The 21213-nt window shown below is 61.5% G+C and carries 20 protein-coding genes and 1 tRNA gene; 8 read left to right on the top strand and 13 right to left on the bottom strand.

Annotated elements, in window-relative coordinates:
• Positions 1 to 13 precede the first annotated feature (13 nt).
• The 7 genes from K663_RS01970 to K663_RS24565 all read right to left on the bottom strand — a co-directional run bounded on the left by K663_RS01970 (position 14) and on the right by K663_RS24565 (position 6081).
• Positions 14 to 220, bottom strand: coding sequence for a restriction endonuclease (locus K663_RS01970; RefSeq protein WP_044661435.1), 207 nt, complete (start codon positions 218 to 220; stop codon positions 14 to 16).
• Positions 221 to 313: 93 nt separating this feature from the next.
• Positions 314 to 733 (bottom strand): hypothetical protein, encoded by a 420-nt coding sequence (locus K663_RS01965; protein WP_145902197.1) that lies wholly within the window; start codon positions 731 to 733, stop codon positions 314 to 316.
• Complete coding sequence (locus K663_RS01960; RefSeq protein ID WP_044661433.1) at positions 682 to 999, bottom strand: hypothetical protein; 318 nt, start codon at positions 997 to 999, stop codon at positions 682 to 684. Before K663_RS01960 ends, K663_RS01965 begins: the two co-directional genes overlap by 52 nt.
• Positions 1000 to 1079: 80 nt before the next feature.
• Positions 1080 to 3563, bottom strand: coding sequence for a GIY-YIG nuclease family protein (locus tag K663_RS01955; protein ID WP_044661432.1), 2484 nt, complete (start codon positions 3561 to 3563; stop codon positions 1080 to 1082).
• Entirely contained in the window at positions 3556 to 5100 is a 1545-nt protein-coding gene (locus K663_RS01950) for an Eco57I restriction-modification methylase domain-containing protein (protein ID WP_044661431.1), read from the bottom strand. The genes K663_RS01955 and K663_RS01950 overlap by 8 nt, the downstream gene beginning before the upstream one ends.
• Positions 5093 to 5740 carry a restriction endonuclease subunit M gene (locus K663_RS01945; RefSeq protein ID WP_044661430.1) on the bottom strand — a complete coding sequence of 216 codons (648 nt, stop codon included), beginning with the start codon at positions 5738 to 5740 and terminating at the stop codon, positions 5093 to 5095. The genes K663_RS01950 and K663_RS01945 overlap by 8 nt, the downstream gene beginning before the upstream one ends.
• The gene (locus K663_RS24565) at positions 5737 to 6081 is read right to left on the bottom strand and encodes a DUF6471 domain-containing protein (RefSeq protein ID WP_044661429.1); all 345 of its coding nucleotides are present in this window, start codon (positions 6079 to 6081) and stop codon (positions 5737 to 5739) included. The genes K663_RS01945 and K663_RS24565 overlap by 4 nt, the downstream gene beginning before the upstream one ends.
• Positions 6082 to 6399: 318 nt before the next feature.
• On the opposite strand from K663_RS24565, the gene K663_RS01935 reads away from it, so the two are divergent.
• Positions 6400 to 6789, top strand: a complete 390-nt coding sequence (locus K663_RS01935) for a hypothetical protein (protein ID WP_145902196.1) — start codon at positions 6400 to 6402, stop codon at positions 6787 to 6789.
• On the opposite strand, the gene K663_RS23110 is transcribed toward K663_RS01935, so the two are convergent.
• The 3 genes from K663_RS23110 to K663_RS01915 all read right to left on the bottom strand — a co-directional run bounded on the left by K663_RS23110 (position 6748) and on the right by K663_RS01915 (position 9230).
• Positions 6748 to 7505 (bottom strand): IS5 family transposase gene (locus tag K663_RS23110; protein ID WP_145902195.1). Its coding sequence is split into 2 segments (ribosomal slippage): positions 6748 to 7172 and positions 7172 to 7505, totalling 759 coding nucleotides; the frame shifts between segments, so codons are not numbered across the junction. The two genes, K663_RS01935 and K663_RS23110, sit on opposite strands and share 42 nt — an antisense overlap.
• A 159-nt stretch (positions 7506 to 7664) precedes the next feature.
• Positions 7665 to 8987: a tyrosine-type recombinase/integrase gene (locus K663_RS01920; protein WP_044661427.1), complete on the bottom strand. Its 1323-nt coding sequence runs from the start codon at positions 8985 to 8987 to the stop codon at positions 7665 to 7667.
• Between the two features lie 153 nt (positions 8988 to 9140).
• A tRNA-Ser gene (locus K663_RS01915) sits at positions 9141 to 9230 on the bottom strand.
• A gap of 123 nt (positions 9231 to 9353) precedes the next feature.
• Between K663_RS01915 and hspQ the strand changes: the two genes are divergently transcribed.
• From hspQ to K663_RS01895, 4 genes are all read left to right on the top strand, one after another.
• Entirely contained in the window at positions 9354 to 9725 is a 372-nt protein-coding gene (hspQ, locus tag K663_RS01910; protein WP_062120172.1) for a heat shock protein HspQ, read from the top strand.
• Positions 9682 to 10512: a GDSL-type esterase/lipase family protein gene (locus K663_RS01905; RefSeq protein WP_062113483.1), complete on the top strand. Its 831-nt coding sequence runs from the start codon at positions 9682 to 9684 to the stop codon at positions 10510 to 10512. Before hspQ ends, K663_RS01905 begins: the two co-directional genes overlap by 44 nt.
• Positions 10513 to 10576: 64 nt before the next feature.
• Positions 10577 to 12544: an OPT family oligopeptide transporter gene (locus K663_RS01900; RefSeq protein WP_062113480.1), complete on the top strand. Its 1968-nt coding sequence runs from the start codon at positions 10577 to 10579 to the stop codon at positions 12542 to 12544.
• Positions 12545 to 12796: 252 nt separating this feature from the next.
• Positions 12797 to 13885, top strand: coding sequence for a phytase (locus K663_RS01895; RefSeq protein WP_235589488.1), 1089 nt, complete (start codon positions 12797 to 12799; stop codon positions 13883 to 13885).
• A gap of 43 nt (positions 13886 to 13928) precedes the next feature.
• Here the strand turns inward: K663_RS01895 and K663_RS01890 are convergent, their stop codons facing one another.
• The 3 genes from K663_RS01890 to queF form a co-directional block, all read right to left on the bottom strand.
• The gene (locus K663_RS01890) at positions 13929 to 16559 is read right to left on the bottom strand and encodes a M1 family metallopeptidase (protein ID WP_062113477.1); all 2631 of its coding nucleotides are present in this window, start codon (positions 16557 to 16559) and stop codon (positions 13929 to 13931) included.
• A gap of 178 nt (positions 16560 to 16737) precedes the next feature.
• Positions 16738 to 17001: a GIY-YIG nuclease family protein gene (locus tag K663_RS01885; RefSeq protein ID WP_235589487.1), complete on the bottom strand. Its 264-nt coding sequence runs from the start codon at positions 16999 to 17001 to the stop codon at positions 16738 to 16740.
• 153 nt (positions 17002 to 17154) lie between these two features.
• Positions 17155 to 17622, bottom strand: a complete 468-nt coding sequence (gene queF, locus K663_RS01880; protein WP_037465589.1) for a preQ(1) synthase — start codon at positions 17620 to 17622, stop codon at positions 17155 to 17157.
• 101 nt (positions 17623 to 17723) lie between these two features.
• On the opposite strand from queF, the gene K663_RS01875 reads away from it, so the two are divergent.
• The 3 genes from K663_RS01875 to metC all read left to right on the top strand — a co-directional run bounded on the left by K663_RS01875 (position 17724) and on the right by metC (position 21128).
• Entirely contained in the window at positions 17724 to 18959 is a 1236-nt protein-coding gene (locus K663_RS01875; protein ID WP_062113471.1) for a hypothetical protein, read from the top strand.
• Positions 18960 to 19077: 118 nt separating this feature from the next.
• A complete protein-coding gene (locus K663_RS01870; protein ID WP_062113468.1) occupies positions 19078 to 19926 on the top strand; it encodes a sulfurtransferase in 849 nt (282 codons plus the stop codon).
• Complete coding sequence (metC, locus tag K663_RS01865) at positions 19923 to 21128, top strand: cystathionine beta-lyase (RefSeq protein ID WP_062113465.1); 1206 nt, start codon at positions 19923 to 19925, stop codon at positions 21126 to 21128. The genes K663_RS01870 and metC overlap by 4 nt, the downstream gene beginning before the upstream one ends.
• Positions 21129 to 21213: the final 85 nt, after the last annotated feature.

Raw genomic sequence — 21213 nt, 5'->3', positions numbered from 1 at the left:
ATTCGAGCAGCCGCTAAATCTGCGCGAGAATTCCGTCGAGGTTGATCGCGGTCACGAAGGGTACGTCCAGCGCCTTGAAGAGGGCCTTGCCGCAAGCGATCTGCGCCTTCTCGGCTTCGCGGAGTGTGTTCAGGTCGCCCTTGCTCTCACTGACCAGATAGACGTCTTCTCGACCATCATACTGGCGGACGATGGCCCAGTCTGGATTATACGTGCCCAACGGCGTGGTGAATCTTGAAGCCCAGCGCAAGCTTGGCGAACACCTTTATCGCGCCGCTGATGTCGAGCGCCTTGGCGAGCTCGGCCTCAATGTTCAAGTCCGTGACGATGTGATCGAGCGGCGCGTGCTCGACCGAGACCAGTGATCGACCGACACATGGTCTTCGGGCGCGAACAGGTCCTGGGCCCACCATTCGTCCAGCGGCTTGTAGATGATGCCGTTCGTCATCATCAGCCGTTTGCCCGCCTGGATGATCGCTGTCACCGCGTCGACGAAGGCGGACGGGTTCACCGCCGCGTCCGCCAATCGACCGGACTGAACAAGGATGTCGGCCAGCGCCTTGCGCGGCAATTCGGTGCGGTTCTGTAACCCGCCCAAAAGATCGGGGACGTCGAGGTGCGTGACAGCAAGGCGTTGCGGCTGTGAAGTCCCGACCTCCGGGGTTACCTCTTCTCGCCCTATCAGCATCTCGGCCAGCTCGAAAGTGACGCGTGCTTCGCCGGGGCGCGGCATATCTCGGAGCGCTTGCGCGCATCGCGCGACCAGCGCCGGGCACGATCAATTGCATCGACCCGCCACCTCGCATCTTCTCGATGATGCCGATGCGGTATCCGGTATAGATTGTCCGTCCGCCGGAGGCCTGATCGATCCTCGGTCAGTTCGGTCCCGTCATAGACCCAGACCGACTGGCGCGACACGCCGCCCTTCATCTGCTTGGCGATCTCGACACGGGCACACGGAAGCTGGCCCTTCTTGGCCTCCACCTCCAGCAGCTTCACATAGGGCTGTTGTCAGCAAGCTTATCTAGCAGAAAAACCAATCGCGGTCATTCGCTCCGATTGCGCTCACGCGCCCCGAATCAGACGAATTCGTGCGCCGATATCACGGTGTCGTAAAGGCCGACGTCCGCTCCCTCGTGGCGGTTCAATCCAGTGTAGGAAAGACTGGCATCCTCATACCGCTTGAACTTGTAGACCGCGTCATTCATCAGTCCGCTGTTGAAGACACCCAGGCTCACCAGGAGTTCGAAATCCGGTATCCCCAGCCCGGTCACCTTTCTGAATAGCCCCGGCTCGAGTTGCGTGATTATGTCTCGCAAACACTTCTCGCGGTAATCCGTCAGATACATGAAGATCGGGATGCGCGTCGCGAACTTGACCAGCTTCGTTTGGATCTCCTTGCGAGCATTCTTGTATTCCTTCTCCTCCTCGCTGAGCTGCTTCTTTTCCTTCGCTGTTAGATCACGATCACTGGCTTCAGCCTGCGCTTTCTTTACCGATTCCGATTTGTTGATAATCGTCTCGATTTCCTGGTTGAGATTACGGAAACCTTCGATCTTCATCAGCGCTTGCATGGCGGCGTCGCTGTTCATCAGCCGCTGCAGGGTGTTGTTGTCCACATTCACCAGCAAGGCGCTCTCCCAGCGCCGCGCAAGCAGCGTGGCGGTGGTCCCGCTCATCGCCATATCGAGCACGCCGGCGGCATCGATCTGGCGCATGGAGCTGCCATCGTAAGCAAGGACAGGGAGAAAGTGGATGAACTCCTCGACCTTCTTCTCAGGATTTGTCTCATCGACATTTAGACGGCAGCTGTAGTCGGCTACCTGCTTCAGCGCGCGATTAGGTGCGAAGTCGAAGACATAGCATTCCTTCTTCACGATCTCCCGCTTCGATGAAGACACGGAATCGGGGTTCTGGATGACCCAGGGTGTCTGCACACGGAACGCTGCTTGGAAATAGCTCTCCGGGCTGGAAATGTTACGAAGCATCAGGATGCCTGTCCAAGGCTTTACGGACACACCGGTGGTCAGCTTTCCGCATGACAGCGTGATGGATTTGGACTTGAGCGGGTCATCCATGCCATCCAGAACGGGCTGGAGCGCAGCAACGCCGATGCCCGCCCGGCTGCCGGCGCAGACCATGACGTTGTAGTCATGGTAAAAGCGGTTCTGCCGCTCGGACATCAGGTTCCTCATCGCGTGGCACGACGCCACAGACGGCAAATACCAGAAGGTGTGCGACAAAAGATTAAGGAGGCGCACGTCTGAAAATGGCATCGGCGGCCGTTCGTTACCAAGCCGCAGATTGTCTACGGCCGTCTCCTCGTAGGACCCGCGGATGAGATCAAGCCAGCTCTGAACCTCGTTCTTGTATTTGAAACGTGCCCGATCGCCTTCGCCGTCGGCCGAAAAGAAAACATTGAGGTCAAACTCGTCGAACTCGCCCTGCATGGCGATTTCCCGGATCGCATCAGGCAACTGGTAGGTCAGCATCACCATTCGCGGCAAAGAGGCATATGGATTGTCTACGTCTTCCCACTGCTCCTTCGCCCGCTGTTCATCGGAATAGGTCCAGTTATAGATCTGCTCCTCAATGAACTCCCCCGATGCAATCGCGCGGAAAGGGGTTCCTGAGAGATACAGGTATGCGCCCGTGGTAATCGGCATGTTCTCCTCGGAGAAGTAGTCGAGACCATTGCCCTGGGCGAATTCCAATTCCCTGCGATCCTCGGCTTCGAACAATTCTTTCGCGTTCTCGCGCCAAGCGCCGTAATGATATTCGTCGAAGATCACACAGTCCCAGTTGGTAGCGTGAACCCACTCGTTCTTGGCCTTGATACCGCCGGCGGAGTTTTTGCCGAGGAAGTCCTGGAAAGACCCAAAGCACACTATCGGACGGGACATATCGACGTCAGCCTCGGACAGCCCCCCCCGTGACACGAACTGCCACCCCTCGAAATCGATGTGGCTTTTGAGGTCCTCTTCCCAGGCATTCTGCACGGCAGGCTTGAAGGTGAGCACAAGCACCTTGTTCCATCCCATGCGCTTCGCAAGCTGATAAGAGGCGAACGTCTTCCCGAAGCGCATCTTGGCGTTCCAAAGGAAGTGTGGAGTATGGTTGGTGCCTTCGTCATCGACGCTGGCAAAATACCGCGAAGTCTTCTCCACCGCAGCCGCTTGCTCCGGACGCATCTTAAAGTTCTGCGTACGGTTGTCTTCGTTGTCGATACCTTCACGAACCGCTAGGACGGCGGCGCGAACATCATCGACATCGCACTCGAACCATTCACCAGCGGGATTGCGGACTCCCTTTTTTCGAAGCTGACGATGGATATCATAATCGGTGAAAGAGCCTCCGTCATTCCAGACAGCACTCTCCTCGAGCACGATCTCGTAGGGCAACTCACCTGGGCGCTTGGTCGGATACTGCTGCGCTACGCGGCCCTCGACGTCGCGCGCCGTAAAACCGACCTTGAGCATGCCTTCGTAAGCAGGGCTCTTATCCCGATAGGCGTAAATTTTGGGGCTGATTTCGGGCTTGGGCGGAAAAAACGGATCAGGCATCGCCTGACTCCAGATCGAATTCCAATTCGATCGGCGCCACTGTCTCCTCAATGTAAGCGATTTCGGCCTCGGTCAGGCCGTAGCGGTTATAGAGGGCCTCATCATTCCACATACGATCGAAGGGGACCACTGGCACAAAGCTGTAGACGTCCTTGGACGCATGGACAGAAATCTTACGCAACGACACCAAGAACCGGACAAAACGGGTCTTGAGATAACTCGCGCAGCGTGATGCAGAATCCCGGTCGTCGAATCTGCCGGCCACATTGTAGGTTTCCGAACAAATCTCACCGGGGGCGATAATCTTGGGAGCGCTCAGGAACTTCGTTTCAATGGCAGCGCTGGTTCCCTGCACGGCAGACATCAACACTTTCCACTGATCGATCCATCCAGCGTTCTGCTGAACCTGGCCTCTATCAATCCAGCTGACCTTCTGTGATCCGTAGAGCTTTACTGGATCGGCCAATCCACGTCGATGAGCCCGCCCATGGAAGTTGGTCCTGAACCCGAACGGTTTTGAACTGGACACCACGGTATCGTAGGTGCCCTCCAACTCCCCGTTTTCCCTGAACGCTTTAACCTTTTCCAAGATCGAGATTGCTTCGTTGCGCCGAACCAAAACATCGTATTGATTGAGATGGCGTTCCATCGGATCGCCGAGGGGGAGGTTATCCCACATCGTCTGAACCACGCACGGACCTTGGTAATTCTTGTCGCGGAGAAAGTAGCATACGCCTCCACGGATTTTGACGCCGGGGAAGGCGTCATAGAGCTTCGGGTAGTCGACGAGCTTTTTAATCGATTTGTCCGCCAGCATCTCAGCCCGAAATCCGTCCAGGCCTTTGCCGCCGGAATACCAGCGCGCTGGGATGATCATGATCAGATAAGAGGGATTTAGCTTCTTCGCCTGCTCCACGAACTTGTGATAAATCGGGCTCGCACTTGCGTTGTGCCCGCCGTCCGAGAGTTGGTATGGAGGGTTACCAATGATGACGTCGAACTTCATGTCGAAGAGGCTTTCGGGGTTGTCAGTGTGAATGAATCCATAGGCATGCGTTTCGAGATCATTGCCACGCTCCATCACAGATTGTGAAGCACCACAGTATCTGCAGCGATTGCCATCCCATGTGTGCTCGACCCGGCTAAACCGGATGTTGCCATCTGGACCATCGAAATCGGTGCAGACGGAGAAGGGGCTGTTTGCGTTCTTGGAGCAGTAAACCGATCTACGGGCCAGGAGCGCAGTGAGCTCGGTGATAGCAATCCCATACAGCTGGTTTTTGAAGATGTGATTGACCCGCTCCTGCTCGTCTGGGAACTCCCCCTTCAGACCCTCGACTAGGCGCTTTGCGATTTCGCGTAAAAACACCCCGGATTTGGTGACTGGATCGAGGAAAGTGGCGCCGCTGTCAGACCACAGGCTCGACGGGAGCTGGTCGAGGATTTCGTTCGCTAGCTCCGGCGGCGTGAACACCTCGTCGTTGCTCAGGTTCGCCAGGCAGCTGAGGACGTCGGGATTGTAGTTGATCTCAAGCATGCGCGGCCTCAGCCAGCTTCAAGTAATGAGTTAGAGGGAATTCACGAACGGGCTTCGGGATAAAGGCCTCCTCTCCCAAATCTGAGAACAGACTGGGGCCTTCCATCGGCTGATACACCAGGAGGTGTGCCAGAGAATAATCGCGGCGCTTCACGAGGCTACCATTGACCGGAGACCACTCCGAAAAGACGATCGGTTCAGGCCGACGGCCTACGGTCGTCATCGTGAGCGCGTCACCGCAAACGATGTTACGATCCAGAACATATCTCGCCGAGGAACGGCATTCATCACGGCATTTCGGGCCGAAGCACCGCGAGTAAATGTCGTTGAAATGATCGTAGAGCCGGTCACGGCATTCAGATACGTTGTCCTCCAGCAGGTCGACGCCATAGATCGAGCCAAGCGCCAGGATGGAGTATCTTTCAAATTCGAGCTGCCCCCGTCCGTAGCGCTCCTCAACGATCTCGAGCTTCCGACGAAGGACCTCGATCAAGAAATTTCCCGATCCGCATGCTGGTTCAAGGAACCTGCTGTCGATCCTTTGCGTCTCGGATTTGACCAGGTCGAGCATGGCATTCACCTCACGTTCGTCGGTGAACACCTCCCCATGGTCAATGACCCGCTGTCTGGTCTTGATCATCTGGCCATTCCTCCTTCGCCTGGCGCGCGAGGGCCTTTCGCGAGATGCTGCGCACCTGCCTTTCCGGATGCCTCATCAAGCGACTTCGGGACCTGTAACCACTCGACACCCAGCGCCATGAAGCACTGCAAAAGGAAGACTGCGCTGAACTTGCCGCGACCTACTTTGTTCTTTACGTTCAACTCGTTGTCGCCGACACCAATGCCGGAAAGCATCTCTGCCAAAGTCGCATAGGAAATACCGCGGCGCATCATTTCGGCGCGCAGCATGTTTTTTGCGGTCTCTTCCCAGGCTTTGTCGTCGAAGATGGGCGCTGGATCGGAATCGTCATGGCTGGTCATGAAGGACGTTATAGGACCAACGGCTCAAACCGCAAAGCTCTTAGCACTGCTTCTAGTGCTGAAAGCATAGAATATGATGCATTGGCCTGTGCGCGTGGGCGTAAAGCATCGTATATAGCGCATAGAGCATCTTATACGTGGCCCAGCGCTCCCTCCTTTCCCGCGCGGCGGTCAATCTGACGATGGAAGAGGTGTACGCGCTTTCCGACGACGAGGCCCCCGATCTCTTCGTGGCTATCCGATGACCGTATGGCATCCCCACGTGTCCGGAGTGCGGGTGCAAAGAATCGTGGACGCTTATCGAAACCGGAAATGGAAATGCAGGGGACGATCACGAACGAGATCGTTGGCGAAACCAGCACTTGCTATCTGCAATATACCGTCACAATCCGCACCCATCTGCATAGCCGCAAACGGTCGTTCCGCCGCATCCTGGCTGCCACGCTGCCTTTCGCCAACGGGGTCATGGGTTTCGCCGCCTTACATCAGCGGCGTCACATCAAAAATTCCTACTCGACTCCATTCGTCTTCCAGCACCGGATCAGAGCAGCCATCCAGACAATCAACGACAGAGAACTTGAAAAAGGCCCTATCATGGAGGGGGAGGTCGAGATCGATGGCATGTTCGTGACCGGGAAGAAGGTGAAGCCTAGGGTCGAGACTCAATCACAGCCAAAAGGCCACGGCGGCAGCGAGGCTTACGGCTGATAGGAAGTTCCTGGCGAGCTTGTCGTAACGGGTTGCGATGCGCCGGAAGTCCTTCAGACGACAGAACATTGCCTCGACCCGCCAGCGGTCCTTGTAGCGGCGTTCGTCATACTGGATCGGGCGCTTGCGATTGCGACGGCCGGGGATCACCGGAATCGTGCCCTGCTCGCGCAAGGCAGCCCTGATGCGGTTTGCGTCGTAGCCACGGTCGGCGATCACCCGCTTCATGCCAATGGTTTCGCCAATCAGCAGGTCCGCGCCCTTCACATCGGATGTATTGCCGGGTGTCAGGACGAGGCGGAGAGGCCGCCCGAGGACATCGACAAGGGCGTGGATCTTCGTCGTCCGGCCGCCACGCGAGATGCCAATGGCATTGGCTCGCGCCCCCCTTTTGCGCCACCGGCAGAGCGGTGGGCCTTGATGTAGCTGCTGTCGATCTGGCCGGTTTCCGCAATCCAGCCTTCCTCGGTCAATGCCGCAAGGATGCGGGTCCAGATGCCCCGACGGCTCCACCGGTTCCAGCGATTGTAGACTGTTGTCGCAGGGCCGTATTCGGACGGGCAGTCCGCCCAGCGGCCACCGCACTTGAGCATGTGAATGATGCCCGAGATCACCCGCCGATCATCGACCCGCCGCGCGCCAGGCTGGTTCTTCGGCAAGTGCGGCTCGATCACAGCCCACGCTTCATCCGACAACCAGAACAATGAACGCGACATCCTCGGGACCTCCTGCTTCAGCGGAGACTCCCTGAATCAATGTGCGCGCAGATTTTCAAGAGGCTGATTGGGTTTGGACCCTAAAAAGCCGATCACAGACGAGAAGGAGCTCGAAAAATTCTTCGACAAGTATCGCGAGACCCACACCGCATTAGTTGATCACCGCGTGTTAGATTTTGAGCGCCTTATACCCCCTAAAAGATCACGGGCGGCAACTTGACCTCCCATCAACATATCCGCCCATTGTTGCACGAGTTCTCTTCTCCGTTCCATGTAGGCGGCACGATTATATATCAGCTCGCTACCCGACATTCCTGCCGGGATGTGCGCTAGCATCAAATCGATGATGAGGCGGTCGATCACGAGGCGGTCTGAACCTGGATGCGATCGCTCCGCAAGACCATTCATCATAGTTGAAAAGGATGAACGCCATCCATGCGGAACGTGGCGTCCCTTGTAGCCGATCCGATTGTACAAATATCCTACGGCATTCTCACTCAACGGCTCCAAGCCGCTCCGCGCCCCTGGAAATACCAAGGGTCCTCTACCCGACAGACGGCGAGCAACATGCAGAACCTCGACAGCTTGATGCGACAGCGGCACGATGTGCTCGAACGCCTGATCTTCACGGAGTTCCAGCACGAGTTTGATGCGGGAAGCCGAGATACGCCACTGCGGTTTATCCGCCATCTCATCAGGCTTGTTCCAATCAATCCCCTCAAACTCGCTCCAAGGCGCGGTTCTTATCATCCCTGGTCGCTGAGCAGTCAGCGCCATCATTCTCGACGCAAGACGGGTAATCGGATGGGAAGTGGAGCAATCTACGGCGCGAATCAAAGCCTGAAGCTGATCTAGTTCCGTCAGCGCAGGCCACCGGCGTGCGGGCGGAACCGGTTTGAGGCTGACCTTCATGTCAACGGCAGGGTTCTCACGGCAGGCGCCAATGCCCTTGCCATATTTGAATATGGATGAACACCGCTGCAGCAAGCGGTGCGCGGTCTCAATGGCCCCTCGCCCTTCTACCTTCTTAAGCGTTGCGAGAAGGAGGGGCTCGTCAATATCGGTTATCGGAAGCCCTCCCAAGACAGGAAAAATATCTCGGTCCAGGCTGGTGATGACGTCCGCAGCGTGGACAGGCTTCCAGCGAGCCACTTGGTCGGCATACCATTGCCGGCCCACCTTCTCGAACGTGTTTTCCATCTGAACGACGTTGGCAAGCTTGCGCTTCTTCGCCTCGACCACTGGATCGCGGCCATCACGTAACATCCGCTTGGCGTCGTCCCGCAGATCCCTGGCTTCGGCCAACGACAGATCGGGGTAGCTTCCCAATACCAAGCGCTTCTCTTTATCTGCGAAACGGTATTTGAGCCGCCAACTACGGTGGCCTGTTTTCGTCACGAACAGGTACAACCCCCCGGAGTCGGCCAGCTTGTAGTCCTTTTCCTTGGGCTTAGCCTTGCGAATTGCCGCGTCGGTCAGCATGCCCCCAAATCTCCAATTCGATGCCCCCAAAATGCCCCCAAATAGCGTTGGCTTGGACTGGATATCGCTGGATGCGCTTGGACACGAGAATCACCTAAAATCCCGTTAATACGGGATTTTATGGATGATCTTGGATCCGGTTGGATGACTAAGTGGCGGAGAGGGAGGGATTCGAACCCTCGGTACCGTTGCCGGCACGCCGCATTTCGAGTGCGGTGCATTCGACCACTCTGCCACCTCTCCGCAGAAGGACGGCATGCGCCGACCCGGTCGAGCGGCGGCCATTAGCGAATGATGGTCGGCTTGCCAAGCGGGCTGGACCGTATTTTTCTTGTAACGAAAGGGAAGCGCCCTAAATTGTCCATCATGACCAACACTACCGCAATTTTCGGAGCAGATATCAGCGCCCCGCCCGTTGTCCACGCGCGTTTCAGCATCGGGGATGTCGTAAAACATCGCAGCTTCGGCTTTCGTGGCGTGGTGTTCGACATTGATCCCGTCTTCGCCAACAGCGAGGAATGGTATCAGGCCATTCCCGAACAGTCCCGGCCCGACAAGCACCAGCCCTTCTACCACCTGCTCGCCGAAAATGGCGAAACCAGCTATGTCGCCTATGTCAGCCAGCAGAATCTGCTCGCCGACGACAGTGAAGAGCCTGTGGACCACCCGGCCATCACGGGCATGTTCGGCACCTATGCCAACGGCAAATATCAGCTGCGCCCCCTCCATCGGCATTAGTGCCGGCAAGCGCCTGCCGGCGCTGCGGATCGCGCTGGCTGCGCTCGCGCTGCTGCTCCCGCCGGGAACGGCGGCAGCGCAATCGGTCGCGCCCGGATCGTCCGATGCGCCCCGCGTCAACGCTGATCCCGCTTTCCCCTTCTCCAATGAAATCGCCGCCTTTGCCAAGGCCAATGGAGCCAATGACGGTCCACCCGACGGCATCCTGTTCCTTGGCAGTTCAAGCATCCGGCTGTGGAATACAGGCGGCAGCTTCCCGGACGAGGCCACCGTCAATCGCGGCTTTGGCGGCGCGACCACGCCGGACGTGCTCCATTATTATCCCCGCCTGTTGCCGCACGCCGCACCCCGATCGATACTGGTCTATGTGGGGGAAAATGACCTCGCCGCCGGAGCGACCCCTGCTGCGGTCGCCCATGATCTGCTGGCGCTGCTGAAAAAATTGCGCGCCGATTATCCCCGATCGCGCATCGCCTTTCTCTCGCTCAAGCCCTCGCCGATCCGCTGGACGCTCTGGCCCAAAATGGCTGCGGTCAACATGACTGTCGCCGCGCGCAGCCGCGTCGGCCGCTTCGACTATCTTGACGTCGGCAGCGCTTTGCTGGCCCGCGACGGGCTGCCGGACGCGTCGCTGTTCAGGCCCGACGGCCTGCACATGAATGCGCGCGGCTATAGCCGCTGGACCCGTCTGGTCGATAGCTGGCTGGATCGCGGCGAGACCGCTTCCGTCGCGGGCCAGCCTGTAACGACGGGCCCCGTGGCACGCAGCGCCTCACTTTCCGATTGATCCACGGTCAAGCAACATTATTACCGGACATTTGTAAAACCACAGCCCCAGGGGGAAGACGCTGGTGACCACCGATTCGGCCAAAGCCACGCCCATGGCGGAACTGACGCTACGCGGCGTCATTCTGGGCGCGCTCATCACGCTGCTCTTCACCGCCGCCAATGTCTATCTTGGGCTGAAGATCGGGCTGACCTTCGCCACCTCCATCCCGGCCGCCGTCATATCCATGGCGGTGTTGCGCATGTTCGCGACCGGCACGATTCTGGAAAACAACATCGTACAGACGATCGCTTCGGCGGCGGGCACGCTTTCGGCGATCATCTTCGTGCTGCCGGGCTTGGTCATCATCGGCTGGTGGCAGGGTTTTCCCTATTGGCTTTCCGCCTTCACCATTGCGCTGGGCGGCATATTGGGCGTCATGTATTCGGTGCCCTTGCGCCGCGCGCTGGTGACCGGATCGGACCTCCCCTATCCCGAAGGCGTCGCCGCCGCCGAAGTGCTCAAGGTTGGAGCAGGCTCGCGCGAGGGGCTTGAGGAGAACAGGCGCGGCCTTGCGGCGATCATGCTAAGCGCGCTGGCCGCCGCCGCCTTTTCGATCACCGCCAAGACGAAGCTGATCGCAGAGGAAGCCGCCACCTTCTTCAAGCTCGGCAGCGGCGCGACATCCCTTTCGACCAGTTTTTCCATGGCGTTGATCGGCGTCGGCCATCTGGTCGGGCTGTCGGTCGGTATCGCCATGTTCGTCGGCCTGCTCATCAGCTGGCTGGGCCTGGTCCCTTGGCTCACCGCCCCGTTGCCCACGGACGCGGCGCTGGCGGACATAGTAGGCGCGACCTTCCGTACGAAGGCCCGCTTCATCGGCGCCGGGACGATCGGCGTGGCGGCGATCTGGACGCTGCTCAAGATCCTCGGCCCGATCGTCAGCGGCATCCGATCCGCGATGGCGGCGGCGCGACGGCGCAACGCGGGCGAAGGCGGCCTGCTGGAACTTACGGAGCGCGACCTGCCCATCGGCATCGTCGGCGGCACCATCATCGCCTCGCTCGTCCCCATCGCCGTCCTGCTCTGGTACTTTGCGCAAGGGGGGCCGATCGCCCTCAATCCGGTGCCGATCATCGCCCTGACGCTCGCCTATATCCTGGTCGCAGGGATAGTGATCGCGGCGGTGTGCGGCTATATGGCGGGCCTGATCGGCGCGTCGAACAGCCCGATTTCGGGCGTCGGCATCCTCGCCGTGCTGGGCGCGTCCTTGATCCTCGCGGCGATCTACGGATCGGGCGGCGATCCCGAACAGTCGCAGGCGCTGATCGCCTATGCCCTGTTCGTGACCGCCATCGTCTTTGGCATCGCCACCATATCGAACGACAATCTTCAGGATCTCAAGACCGGCCAACTGGTCGGCGCGACGCCGTGGAAGCAGCAGCTCGCGCTGGTGCTGGGCGTGATCTTCGGCGCACTGGTGATCCCGCCGGTGCTGGACCTGCTCAACAACGCATTCGGCTTTGCGGGCGCGCCGGGGGCCAAGGCCACCGCGCTTCCCGCGCCGCAGGCCGCGCTGATCTCCGCGCTGGCAAAGGGCGTGCTTGGCGGCGATCTCGACTGGAACCTGATCGGTGTCGGCGCGCTGATCGGGGCGGTGGTCGTCGTCATCGACGAACTGCTGGGCAAGGCGGGCAAGCTGCGCCTGCCCCCGCTCGCGGTCGGCATGGGCATCTACCTGCCGATGGCGCTGACCCTGCTGATCCCGGTCGGCGCATTGATCGGCCATTTCTACAATCGCTGGGCGCTGCGTCAGGCCAACCCCGACTTTGCCGAACGCATGGGCGTGCTGATGGCGACCGGCTTCATCGTCGGCGAAAGCCTGTTCGGGGTCGCCTTCGCCGGGATCGTCGCCGCAACCGGCAGCGACGCGCCGCTTGCGCTGCTGGCGGAAAATCCCTTTGCCGCGCCGCTCGCCCTGTTGATCTTCGGCGGTGTCATAGCGGCTCTCTATGCCCGCCTGCGCCGCTGGGCCAGCGTCCCGCTCGCATAAGAAAAAGGGGCCGCGCCAGCAGCCCCTTTCCCTCCTGCTTCTGGCCGTCGGTCTGGCGGAACGTGCAATCTCGTCATTCGGCGCAGGTGATTCTTCATCATGAGCGGAAACGGAAAACAGCGCGACCGATACCCAGACAAGCATATATGCCTGTTTTTGCCCATAAATTCACCTTGGCTTATTTAATTGATAAATTGACCAACCAACTATCTCTTGTATCTATTTGGTATAAATAGCCGTCAGGAGGTATTGGTGATTGCATTATGTAATAAATATTACAATTCAACGCTTATAGGTTTCACTTTTATTACACTATCCGCCTGCGCGTCGGTAGAACGGGAAGTCCCGCTGGCCACGCGTATCGCCAACGCCTCCCCCGCCGTCGCAGTCACCGCGCGGGGTGAAACCGTGCCCGTGGGCACGGCCAATGCGGACGCGGCGGACGATCCTGCGATCTGGCGCAATGCCGCCAACCCGGCGCAGAGTCTGATCGTCGGCACCGACAAGAAGGCCGGACTCTACGTCTACGGCCTCGACGGCAGGACGCGCGATTTCCTGGACGCTGGCCGGGTCAACAATGTCGACCTGCGCGACGATGTCGTCATCAATGGCCGGAAGGGCATTCTGGTCGCAGCCAGCGACCGCAACGACCTTGCCAATGCAAAGGTGGCGCTCTTCCTTCTCGACCCTGCGACATCCAAACTCACCGCCCTCGGCAAGATCGACGGCGGGAAGGGCGAGGCCTACGGCATCTGCCTCTACAGGGACGCCGCCACCACCTACGCCTTCATCGTCCTGAAGGACGGCACGATCAATCAGATCGCGCTCGACACCGCTGGCGCGGCGCCCACTGCACGCATGGTCCGCTCCATGAAGCTCGCCTCCCAGTCGGAAGGCTGCGCCGCCGACGACCGCACGGGCATCCTGTACGTGGCGGAGGAAGATGCAGGGCTGTGGCGCTTCGACGCGCGGGCTACCGGCTCCACCACCCCGACCATGATCGCGGCGGCCGATGGCAGGAACCTGGTCGCCGATGCCGAAGGCGTCGCCATCGCGCCCATCGGGGAGAAGGATGGCTATGTCCTCGTCTCCAGCCAGGGCGACAATGCCTATGTCGCCTACCGGCTGAGCGACGACAGCTATGCCGGACGCTTCCGCGTGGGCGCGGGCGCTATCGGCGGGGCGGAAGAAACCGATGGCATCGACCTGATGCTGGGAGACTTCGGGCCAGCCTATCCCGGCGGCCTCTTCGTCGCGCAGGACGGCCACAACGCCGCGGCGGCGCAGAATTTCAAACTGGTCGCCTGGGACGATATCGCCACGGCGCTCGGCCTTCGCTAGGCAAGGACATCCCCTCCCTTCACCGAAGGGAGGGGGAACAGTCTCACTTCTTCGCGAACCAGGCCAGCAGATCGGGCTTCAGCCGCGCCCGCGTCTCAATCCGCGTCTTGATGGCGGAGATCGACCGGTCCACGACCTTGCGCGATTCCGGCGTCAGATGCTGGCTGGCATAGGCGTCCAGCTTCGTCGCCATCGCCGGGTCCGCCGATCCGCCGCCCAGCCGCGCGATCGCCTGGCTGCGGGCGGATACGTCGATCAGCGCCTCATATTGCTGCCGGTGCGCCAATACATAGTCCACCGCCAGCATCGGATGCTCCGCTCCCACGGCGGAGATGATCGCCGCGCTGGTCGTCTTGCCGGGCTCGTCGGTCATCGCCAGGTCCAGCGCTTTCTGCGCCAGCCCCTCATCCTTCGCCGCGCCCAGCAGCGCGAACAGCGTGCTCTTCTCCAGGTCGCTCTTCGCCCCATTGGCCATGGCGCGCAGCTTTTCCCATGTCGCGCCGTCCGCATTTTGCGCGATGATCCTCAGCCACACATTGCGCAGCGGCCCGTCGAGCAGCGCGGGCTGCGCAAAGCGCCGCGCCGCTTCCGCCACAACCGCCTTGTCGCCCATGTCGCCCAGCGTCGCCACCAGCGCCGACCGCAGCACCGGCACCTGCGGCCCTTCCCCGGCCTTCGCGTCGAAACCGACATCCGCCAGCACCGGCCCCAGCTTGCGCGACGCATAGGCCGCGACCCGCGCCTGGCCCGCCTTGTCGCTTTCCAGCATGTGGTAAGCGCTGCCCAGATAATCGGGCACCTCCGCCAGCACCGCCGGGCTTGCGCTGACGGGCACTGCGTCCACCATGTCCAGCGCCACCCCGATCGGCTGGTAACCGCCCAGCCCCAGCTGGAAATTATCCGCCAGCAGCCCGATCTGGTCCATCGACGACAGCCGGGTGAAGTCCTTCACCAGCGCGTTCACATTGGCCTGCGGATAGAGCGAGCGATAATAGCCCGTCTGCCCCGCATTGACGACATAGGCCCCGCATCCCGGCAGCGTGACCGAAGCCGTGCCGTTCAGGATCAGCCGCTGCGGCGCGCCGCCGATGGTCTGCGCCATCACCGGCACGTTCCACTTGAGCGGCGTCTTGTCCTTCCGGTCGCGGCTGAACTCGCCCTGCGACAATGCCAGCACGGTGGACCCACCCTTGCACTGCGCGCTCTCCACCTTCACCAGCGGAATGCCCGGCTGGCTGGTAAAGTCATGCGCTATTGTCACCAGCCCGTTCGCCCCCGCGCCCTCGACCGCCTTCCACAGATCGTCGGTCACGGTGTTCCCATAGGCATGCGCCTTCATGTAGCTGCGAATGCCCGCGCGCCACACATCCTCGCCGGCAAAGCCTTCCAGCATGGTGATGACCGCCTCACCCTTTTCATAGGTGATGTCGTCGAACGCCTGGTTCACCTCTTCGACGGTATTGATCTTCTGCACCACCGGATGCGTCGTCGCCAGCGCGTCGAGCGCCATCGCCCGCTCGCGCCCGCCCACGCGGGTCAGCAGCATTTCCCATTCGGGTTGCAGCTTGTCCGTTACCTTGGTCGCCATCCAGCTGGCGAACCCTTCGTTCAGCCACAGGTCGTCCCACCAGGCCATTGTGACAAGGTCGCCGAACCATTGATGCGCCATTTCATGCGCGACGATGGAATAGATGGTCCGCCGCGTTCCTTCCGACGTAAAGCGCGGATCGACCAGCAAAGCCCGCTCGAACGTGAAGATCGCGCCCCAATTCTCCATGGCGCTGAAAAACTGGCTCTGCCCCGGCCCCGCGACATTGTCGAGCTTGGGCAGGGGATAGGGCACGCCGAAATAATCGTTGAACCAGGGCAGGATCGCCACCGACGCATCCAGCGCCAGCTGCGCCTTCCCCGTATTCCCCTTGCCGGTAATCACACCAACCTCGGTCGCGCCCGCCATCTTCGTCGCGCGTTCCAGGTCGCCCAGGCCGAAGAACAGCAGATAGGACGACATTTTGGGACTGCTGCCAAATGTCACCCGCGTCTTGCCGCCGCCCAGATCCCGCGACTCCTTGACCGGCATGTTGCTGACCGCCAGCTGCCCCGTCGGCACGATGGCGGACAGGCCAAAGGTCGCCTTGTAGCTCGGCTCGTCAAAGCTCGGCACGAACCGCCGCGCATCGGGCGCTTCGAACTGGGTGAACAACGCGCGCTTCGCCTTGCCCTCATTGTCGGTGTAATCCAGCGCGAACAGGCCATTCGCCTGGGTATTGATGACCCCGGCATAGGCGATGTCGATCTTGTAATTGCCCGGCGCGAGCGGCTTGCCGAAATCCAGCGTCACCGTCTGCGCGGCCGCGTCGATCCTGGCCGTGCCCTTCACCGCCCTGCCCTTCGCCGGGGTCAGCCTGACATCGCTGATCGTCAGGTCCGCGGCGTTCAGCACCAGCACCGGCATGGACTGGGCGATGGCGACGTCGATCGTCACCTTGCCCGTGAACTTCAGGTTCGGGGCGTCCGGCGTCACCTCGATCGCATAATGGCTGGGCGCCGCGCCACGCGGCAATTGCGTCGTGATCCCCGGCGCGGGGCCAGCGGGGGCCTGCGCCAGAGCAGGCTGGATCAGGGCCAGCGGCGCAGCCGCCAGCATCAGGGGCAGGAATTTTCCAAAAGACATCAGGTCCGCAACTCCGACACGTTGAGAACGGCGCAGCCACAACGGCACAGCGCCAACATAGTTGCGGGATCGAACCTTTCGCCCCTGCGGTCAAGCCGTTGGTCCGGCGTTGCTGTTCTTTTGTTTAACAAAGGAGGCTTTACTATCGTCATCCCAGCGAACGCTGGGATCTCCCGCCTCACAGGATAAACTCGAACAAATCACGCCATTCTGGATTCCCGGCTTCGATCAGCTCGATCTTCCAGTCTCGCTTCCATGCCTTCAACGCTTTTTCCCGCGCGATCGCATCGTCAATCCGCTGATGCTCTTCCGCCAGCACGAGACGGCGCAGATTATATTTGCTGCAGAACCCCGATCCTACACCACGCCGATGCTGGTCGATACGCACAGCCAGGTTGCTGGTGACGCCAATATACAGCACCCCGCGCGGCTTGTTCGTCATGATGTACGTCCAACTACGCCGCATCACGCGAACTCATCGCCAGCCTCCCGAGATGCCAGCTTTCGCTGGCATGACGATCCACCCCACACCCCCGTCATCCCAGCGAACGCTGGGATCTCAGGTCATAACGCCGAACATCAGTCGCAAAAAGGCTCACCCCCGCCCGCGATACCCCGGCACATCCTGCGCGGGCAGCCACAGTCCGGCGGGCGGTTCTCCCGATTGCCAGAACACGTCGATCGGAATGCCCCCGCGCGGATACCAGTAACCACCGATCCGCAGCCACAGCGGCTGCATCTCGGCAAACAGCCGCTCGCCGATGCCTACCGTGCAATCTTCATGGAACGCCGCATGGTTGCGGAACGCCCCCAGGAACAGCTTCAACGACTTCGATTCGACGATCGTGGCGGCGGGCGCATAGTCGATCACCAGATGGGCGAAGTCCGGCTGCCCGGTCACCGGGCAGAGCGAGGTAAATTCCGGCGCGGTAAAGCGCACCAGATAGGGCTTTCCCGGACGCGGATTGGGCACATAGTCGAGCACCGCATCTTCGGGCGACGCAGGCAGCGCGCTGCTCTGCCCCAGATGGATCGGCTTTACAGGTTCAGGCGTATCAGTCATGACCGGCCATCTACGTCATTGCACGCCTAATGTCACCGCAGCGCCGCCCATCTTCCCCGTTCACCTGCCGTTCAGCGGCTGCATTGCCTTGGCTGCCGTCCATGGGTTTGCGTCCTGCCATCATCGCCGCCGTGCCGCTGCTGCTGGCCACGCCCTCTGCTGCTCAGGATCAGCAGGGCGGCGATCCCGTCTTCAACCTGCCCCGCACGGGCCAGCCGCCCGCCGATCCGAACCGCCAGGGACCGGAGCTGGACGTCTTTCGCGGTGCCCCCGTCACTCCGCCGCCGGTAACGCCGCCCATAATCACGCCGCCGCCGCAGGTCATCGCTCCCCCAGCGTCCACGCCAGAGCCGCAGCCATCCGCGCCTGCGCAGCCGCAGCGCCCGGCGACGCCCCCTGCCGCACCCGCCCAACCCGCGCCCCGCACGGAAAGTGACGCCCCCGCGCCTGCCGCGCCCCTGCCGCAGACCGCGCCATCCTCCCCCGCCGAGCCGCAAGCCGCTCCGCAGCCCAGCGCCGCCGAACCATCGCCCCCACCACCACCCAGCGCACCAGCGCAATCCTCGTCCTGGCAATGGATCGCGGGTGCTATCGCCCTGCTGGCCGCAGCCCTTGCCGCCGCATGGCTGTTCCTCCGCCGCCGCCGCGAAGAACAGCCGGATCAGGAGCCAATCGCCGAGGAAGCGCAGCCAGAATCGCCCGCGCCGGTGCCACCCCGGCGAGCACCCGACGCCAAGCCCGCGCCTCCAGCACCCGCCCCGAAACCCGCTTCGCCCCCGGCCATGCGGCCATCACCCAAAGCCGCAGCCAGCGATCGCCCCTGGCTCGATCTCTCGCTGGAGATACGCAGCGCGCGTCTTTCGCTGATGGGTGCGACGGTCGGTTACAGCCTGACCCTCCACAATCGCGGCGCGCTTCCTGCGGAGGATATTCTCGTCCGCACGCTCATCGCCAATGCCGACACCGGCCAGCAGGCGACGATGCAGCAATTCTTCGCCGGAGCGACCGGCATGCCCACCCATTCGGCCGTGTCCATCGCGCCCGGTGAAAGCCACAGCCTGACCGGCGAGTTGCGCCTCCTGCCCGACCAGATCGCGCCGGTGCAGATGGGCAACCGCGCCCTGCTGATCCCGCTCGTCGCCTTCGACGCGCAATATCGCTGGGCGGATGAGGCGGGGGACAGCCTTACCGGCACTGGCCGCACCGGTCGCGCCTTCATCGTGGGTCAGGAAAAATCCCCGCCCGCCGACCGGCTCGCCCCCTTCCGCCTCGACCAAGGCCCGCGCCAGTTCCGCACGCCCGGCAGCCGCGCCACCGCGCTGGAACTGGCGAGCTAGGCGGAATCTGCGCGAAAATAGCGATCTGAATGATCGCGCTCGATTCGCCCCTCTCAATTCCCTTCCCACCATCCCCTCCTCCTCGTAAAATGCGGGAAACGGCACAAAATGAGGCGGCATGGACATTCTCATCTCAACAGATTGGCTCGCGGCGGAATTGGGCAAGCGCGACCTCAAGATCCTGGACGCCAGCCTCTTCCTGCCCGGCACGCCCCGTGATCCGCGCGCGGAATTTGAAGCCGCGCATATTCCGGGCGCGGCCTATCTCGACCTGCCGACCCTCGCCGATGCGGACGATCCACGTCCCGGCATGTTGCCTAGCGACGCCTTCATGACTGAACGCTGCCGCGCGCTCGGCATCGACGCGGACAGCCGCATCATCCTCTATGACAACAGCCCCACGCACAGCGCCGCGCGCGCATGGTGGATGATGCGGCTCTATGGCGTGGCCGCGTCCGCCGCGATACTGGACGGCGGGCTTCCCAAATGGGTGGCGGAAGGACGGCCGACCGAATCCGGCTGGCCCGTCATCCCGCGCGGCAACGCCATTGCCCGGCGCGCCGAAGGTCAGGTACGGACAAAGGACGACCTGCTCGCCAATCTCTCCGATCAAGCCGCTCAGGTCATCGACGCGCGCGGCGCGGCCCGCTTCACCGGAGAAGAGAAGGAGCCACGGCCCGGCATGGCGTCCGGCCACATCCCCGAATCGCGCAACCTGCCCTCGGCCAGCCTCTTCAACCCCGACAACAGCATGAAGACGGGCGAGGAACTGCGCCGTCTCTTCGTCGAGGCGGGCACGGATTTCTCGCGGCCGATCATCACCACCTGCGGCAGCGGCGTCACGGCGGCCATCCTGCTGGCGGGTCTCGAATTGCTCGGCAAGACCGATGTGACCCTCTATGACGGCAGCTGGTCCGAATGGGGCCTCGATCCCGCAACGCCCAAGGCGACGGGTGCCGCTGCATGAGCAAGGATCGCAAGCCGCTCACCCATCTGGCGCAGGCGGGGCGCAAGCCTGAATGGACCGGCATGCCCGGTCAGCCCGGCGCGATCGTCAATCCGCCCGTCTGGCGGGCCTCGACCATCCTCTATGACGATGTCGCCCATCTGCGCCGCGCCGCCAGCAGCAGCACGCACGAACGCCTCTTCTACGGCCGCAAGGGCACGCCGACCGCCTGGAGCCTCGCCGACGCGCTCACCGAAATGGAACCGGGCGCGGAAGGCACGATGCTCTTCCCCTCCGGCGTCGCCGCCATCGCCTGCGCCCTGCTGTCCGTGCTCAAGCCGGGCGACCACCTCCTGATGGTCGACAGCGCCTACGACCCGACCCGCAACTTCTGCGACAAGATGCTCAAAAGTTACGGTATCGAAACGACTTACTATGACCCGCTAAAATCCGTTTCAATTCACCATTTCATTCATGAAAAAACCCGCGCCATCTTCCTCGAAAGCCCCGGCAGCCTGACGTTCGAAGTGCAGGACGTCCCGGCCATCACCGCACTCGCCCGGGAAAAAGGCATCGTCACCCTGATCGACAATACCTGGGCCACGCCCTATTTCTTCCGGGCTCTCTCTCACGGCGCAGACATCTCCATTCTCGCCTGCACCAAATATATCGTCGGCCACAGCGACGTCATGCTCGGCTCCGTCACCGCCACTCCGGCGCTGTTCCCGAAGGTCCGCCAGACCGCGCACCTACTGGGCCAAATGGTCAGCCCGGACGACGCCTGGCTCGCCTCTCGCGGCCTGCGCACTCTTGGCGTCCGCCTCAACCAGCATCAGGACAGCGCCCTGCAGATCGCCCGCTGGCTCGCCGATCAGCCGCACGTCGCCCGCGTCCTTCATCCCGCGCTGCCCAGCTGTCCCGGCCATGATATCTGGCGGCGCGACTTTATCGGGTCGAGCGGCCTCTTCAGCTTCGTGCTGAACGGCGGCGACGAACAGTCCCGAGCCGCCCTGATCGACGGCTTGGCGCATTTCGGCATCGGATACAGCTGGGGCGGGTTTGAAAGCCTCGCCCTTCCGGTTGATCCAGCTCGCTACCGCACCGCGACCGCATGGCAAGCGGAGGGGCCCGTCGTGCGCCTGCAGATCGGTCTCGAAGATCCCGCCGACCTGATCGCGGACCTCGACGCGGGCCTCACCCGGTTCCGGAAAGCACGTGGCTAGAGTGGGACTGTCATCCATCGGACCCGGCCTTTTTCACGCCACCCGCTTTACCTGTCGCGCGCCGTCATAGACGTCCTTATATAGA

It is taken from the genome of Sphingobium sp. MI1205, assembly GCF_001563285.1.
GTDB lineage: Bacteria > Pseudomonadota > Alphaproteobacteria > Sphingomonadales > Sphingomonadaceae > Sphingobium.
Note: the sequence above shows the minus strand (reverse complement) of the source record. Positions and strands in the feature narration are given on the sequence as shown.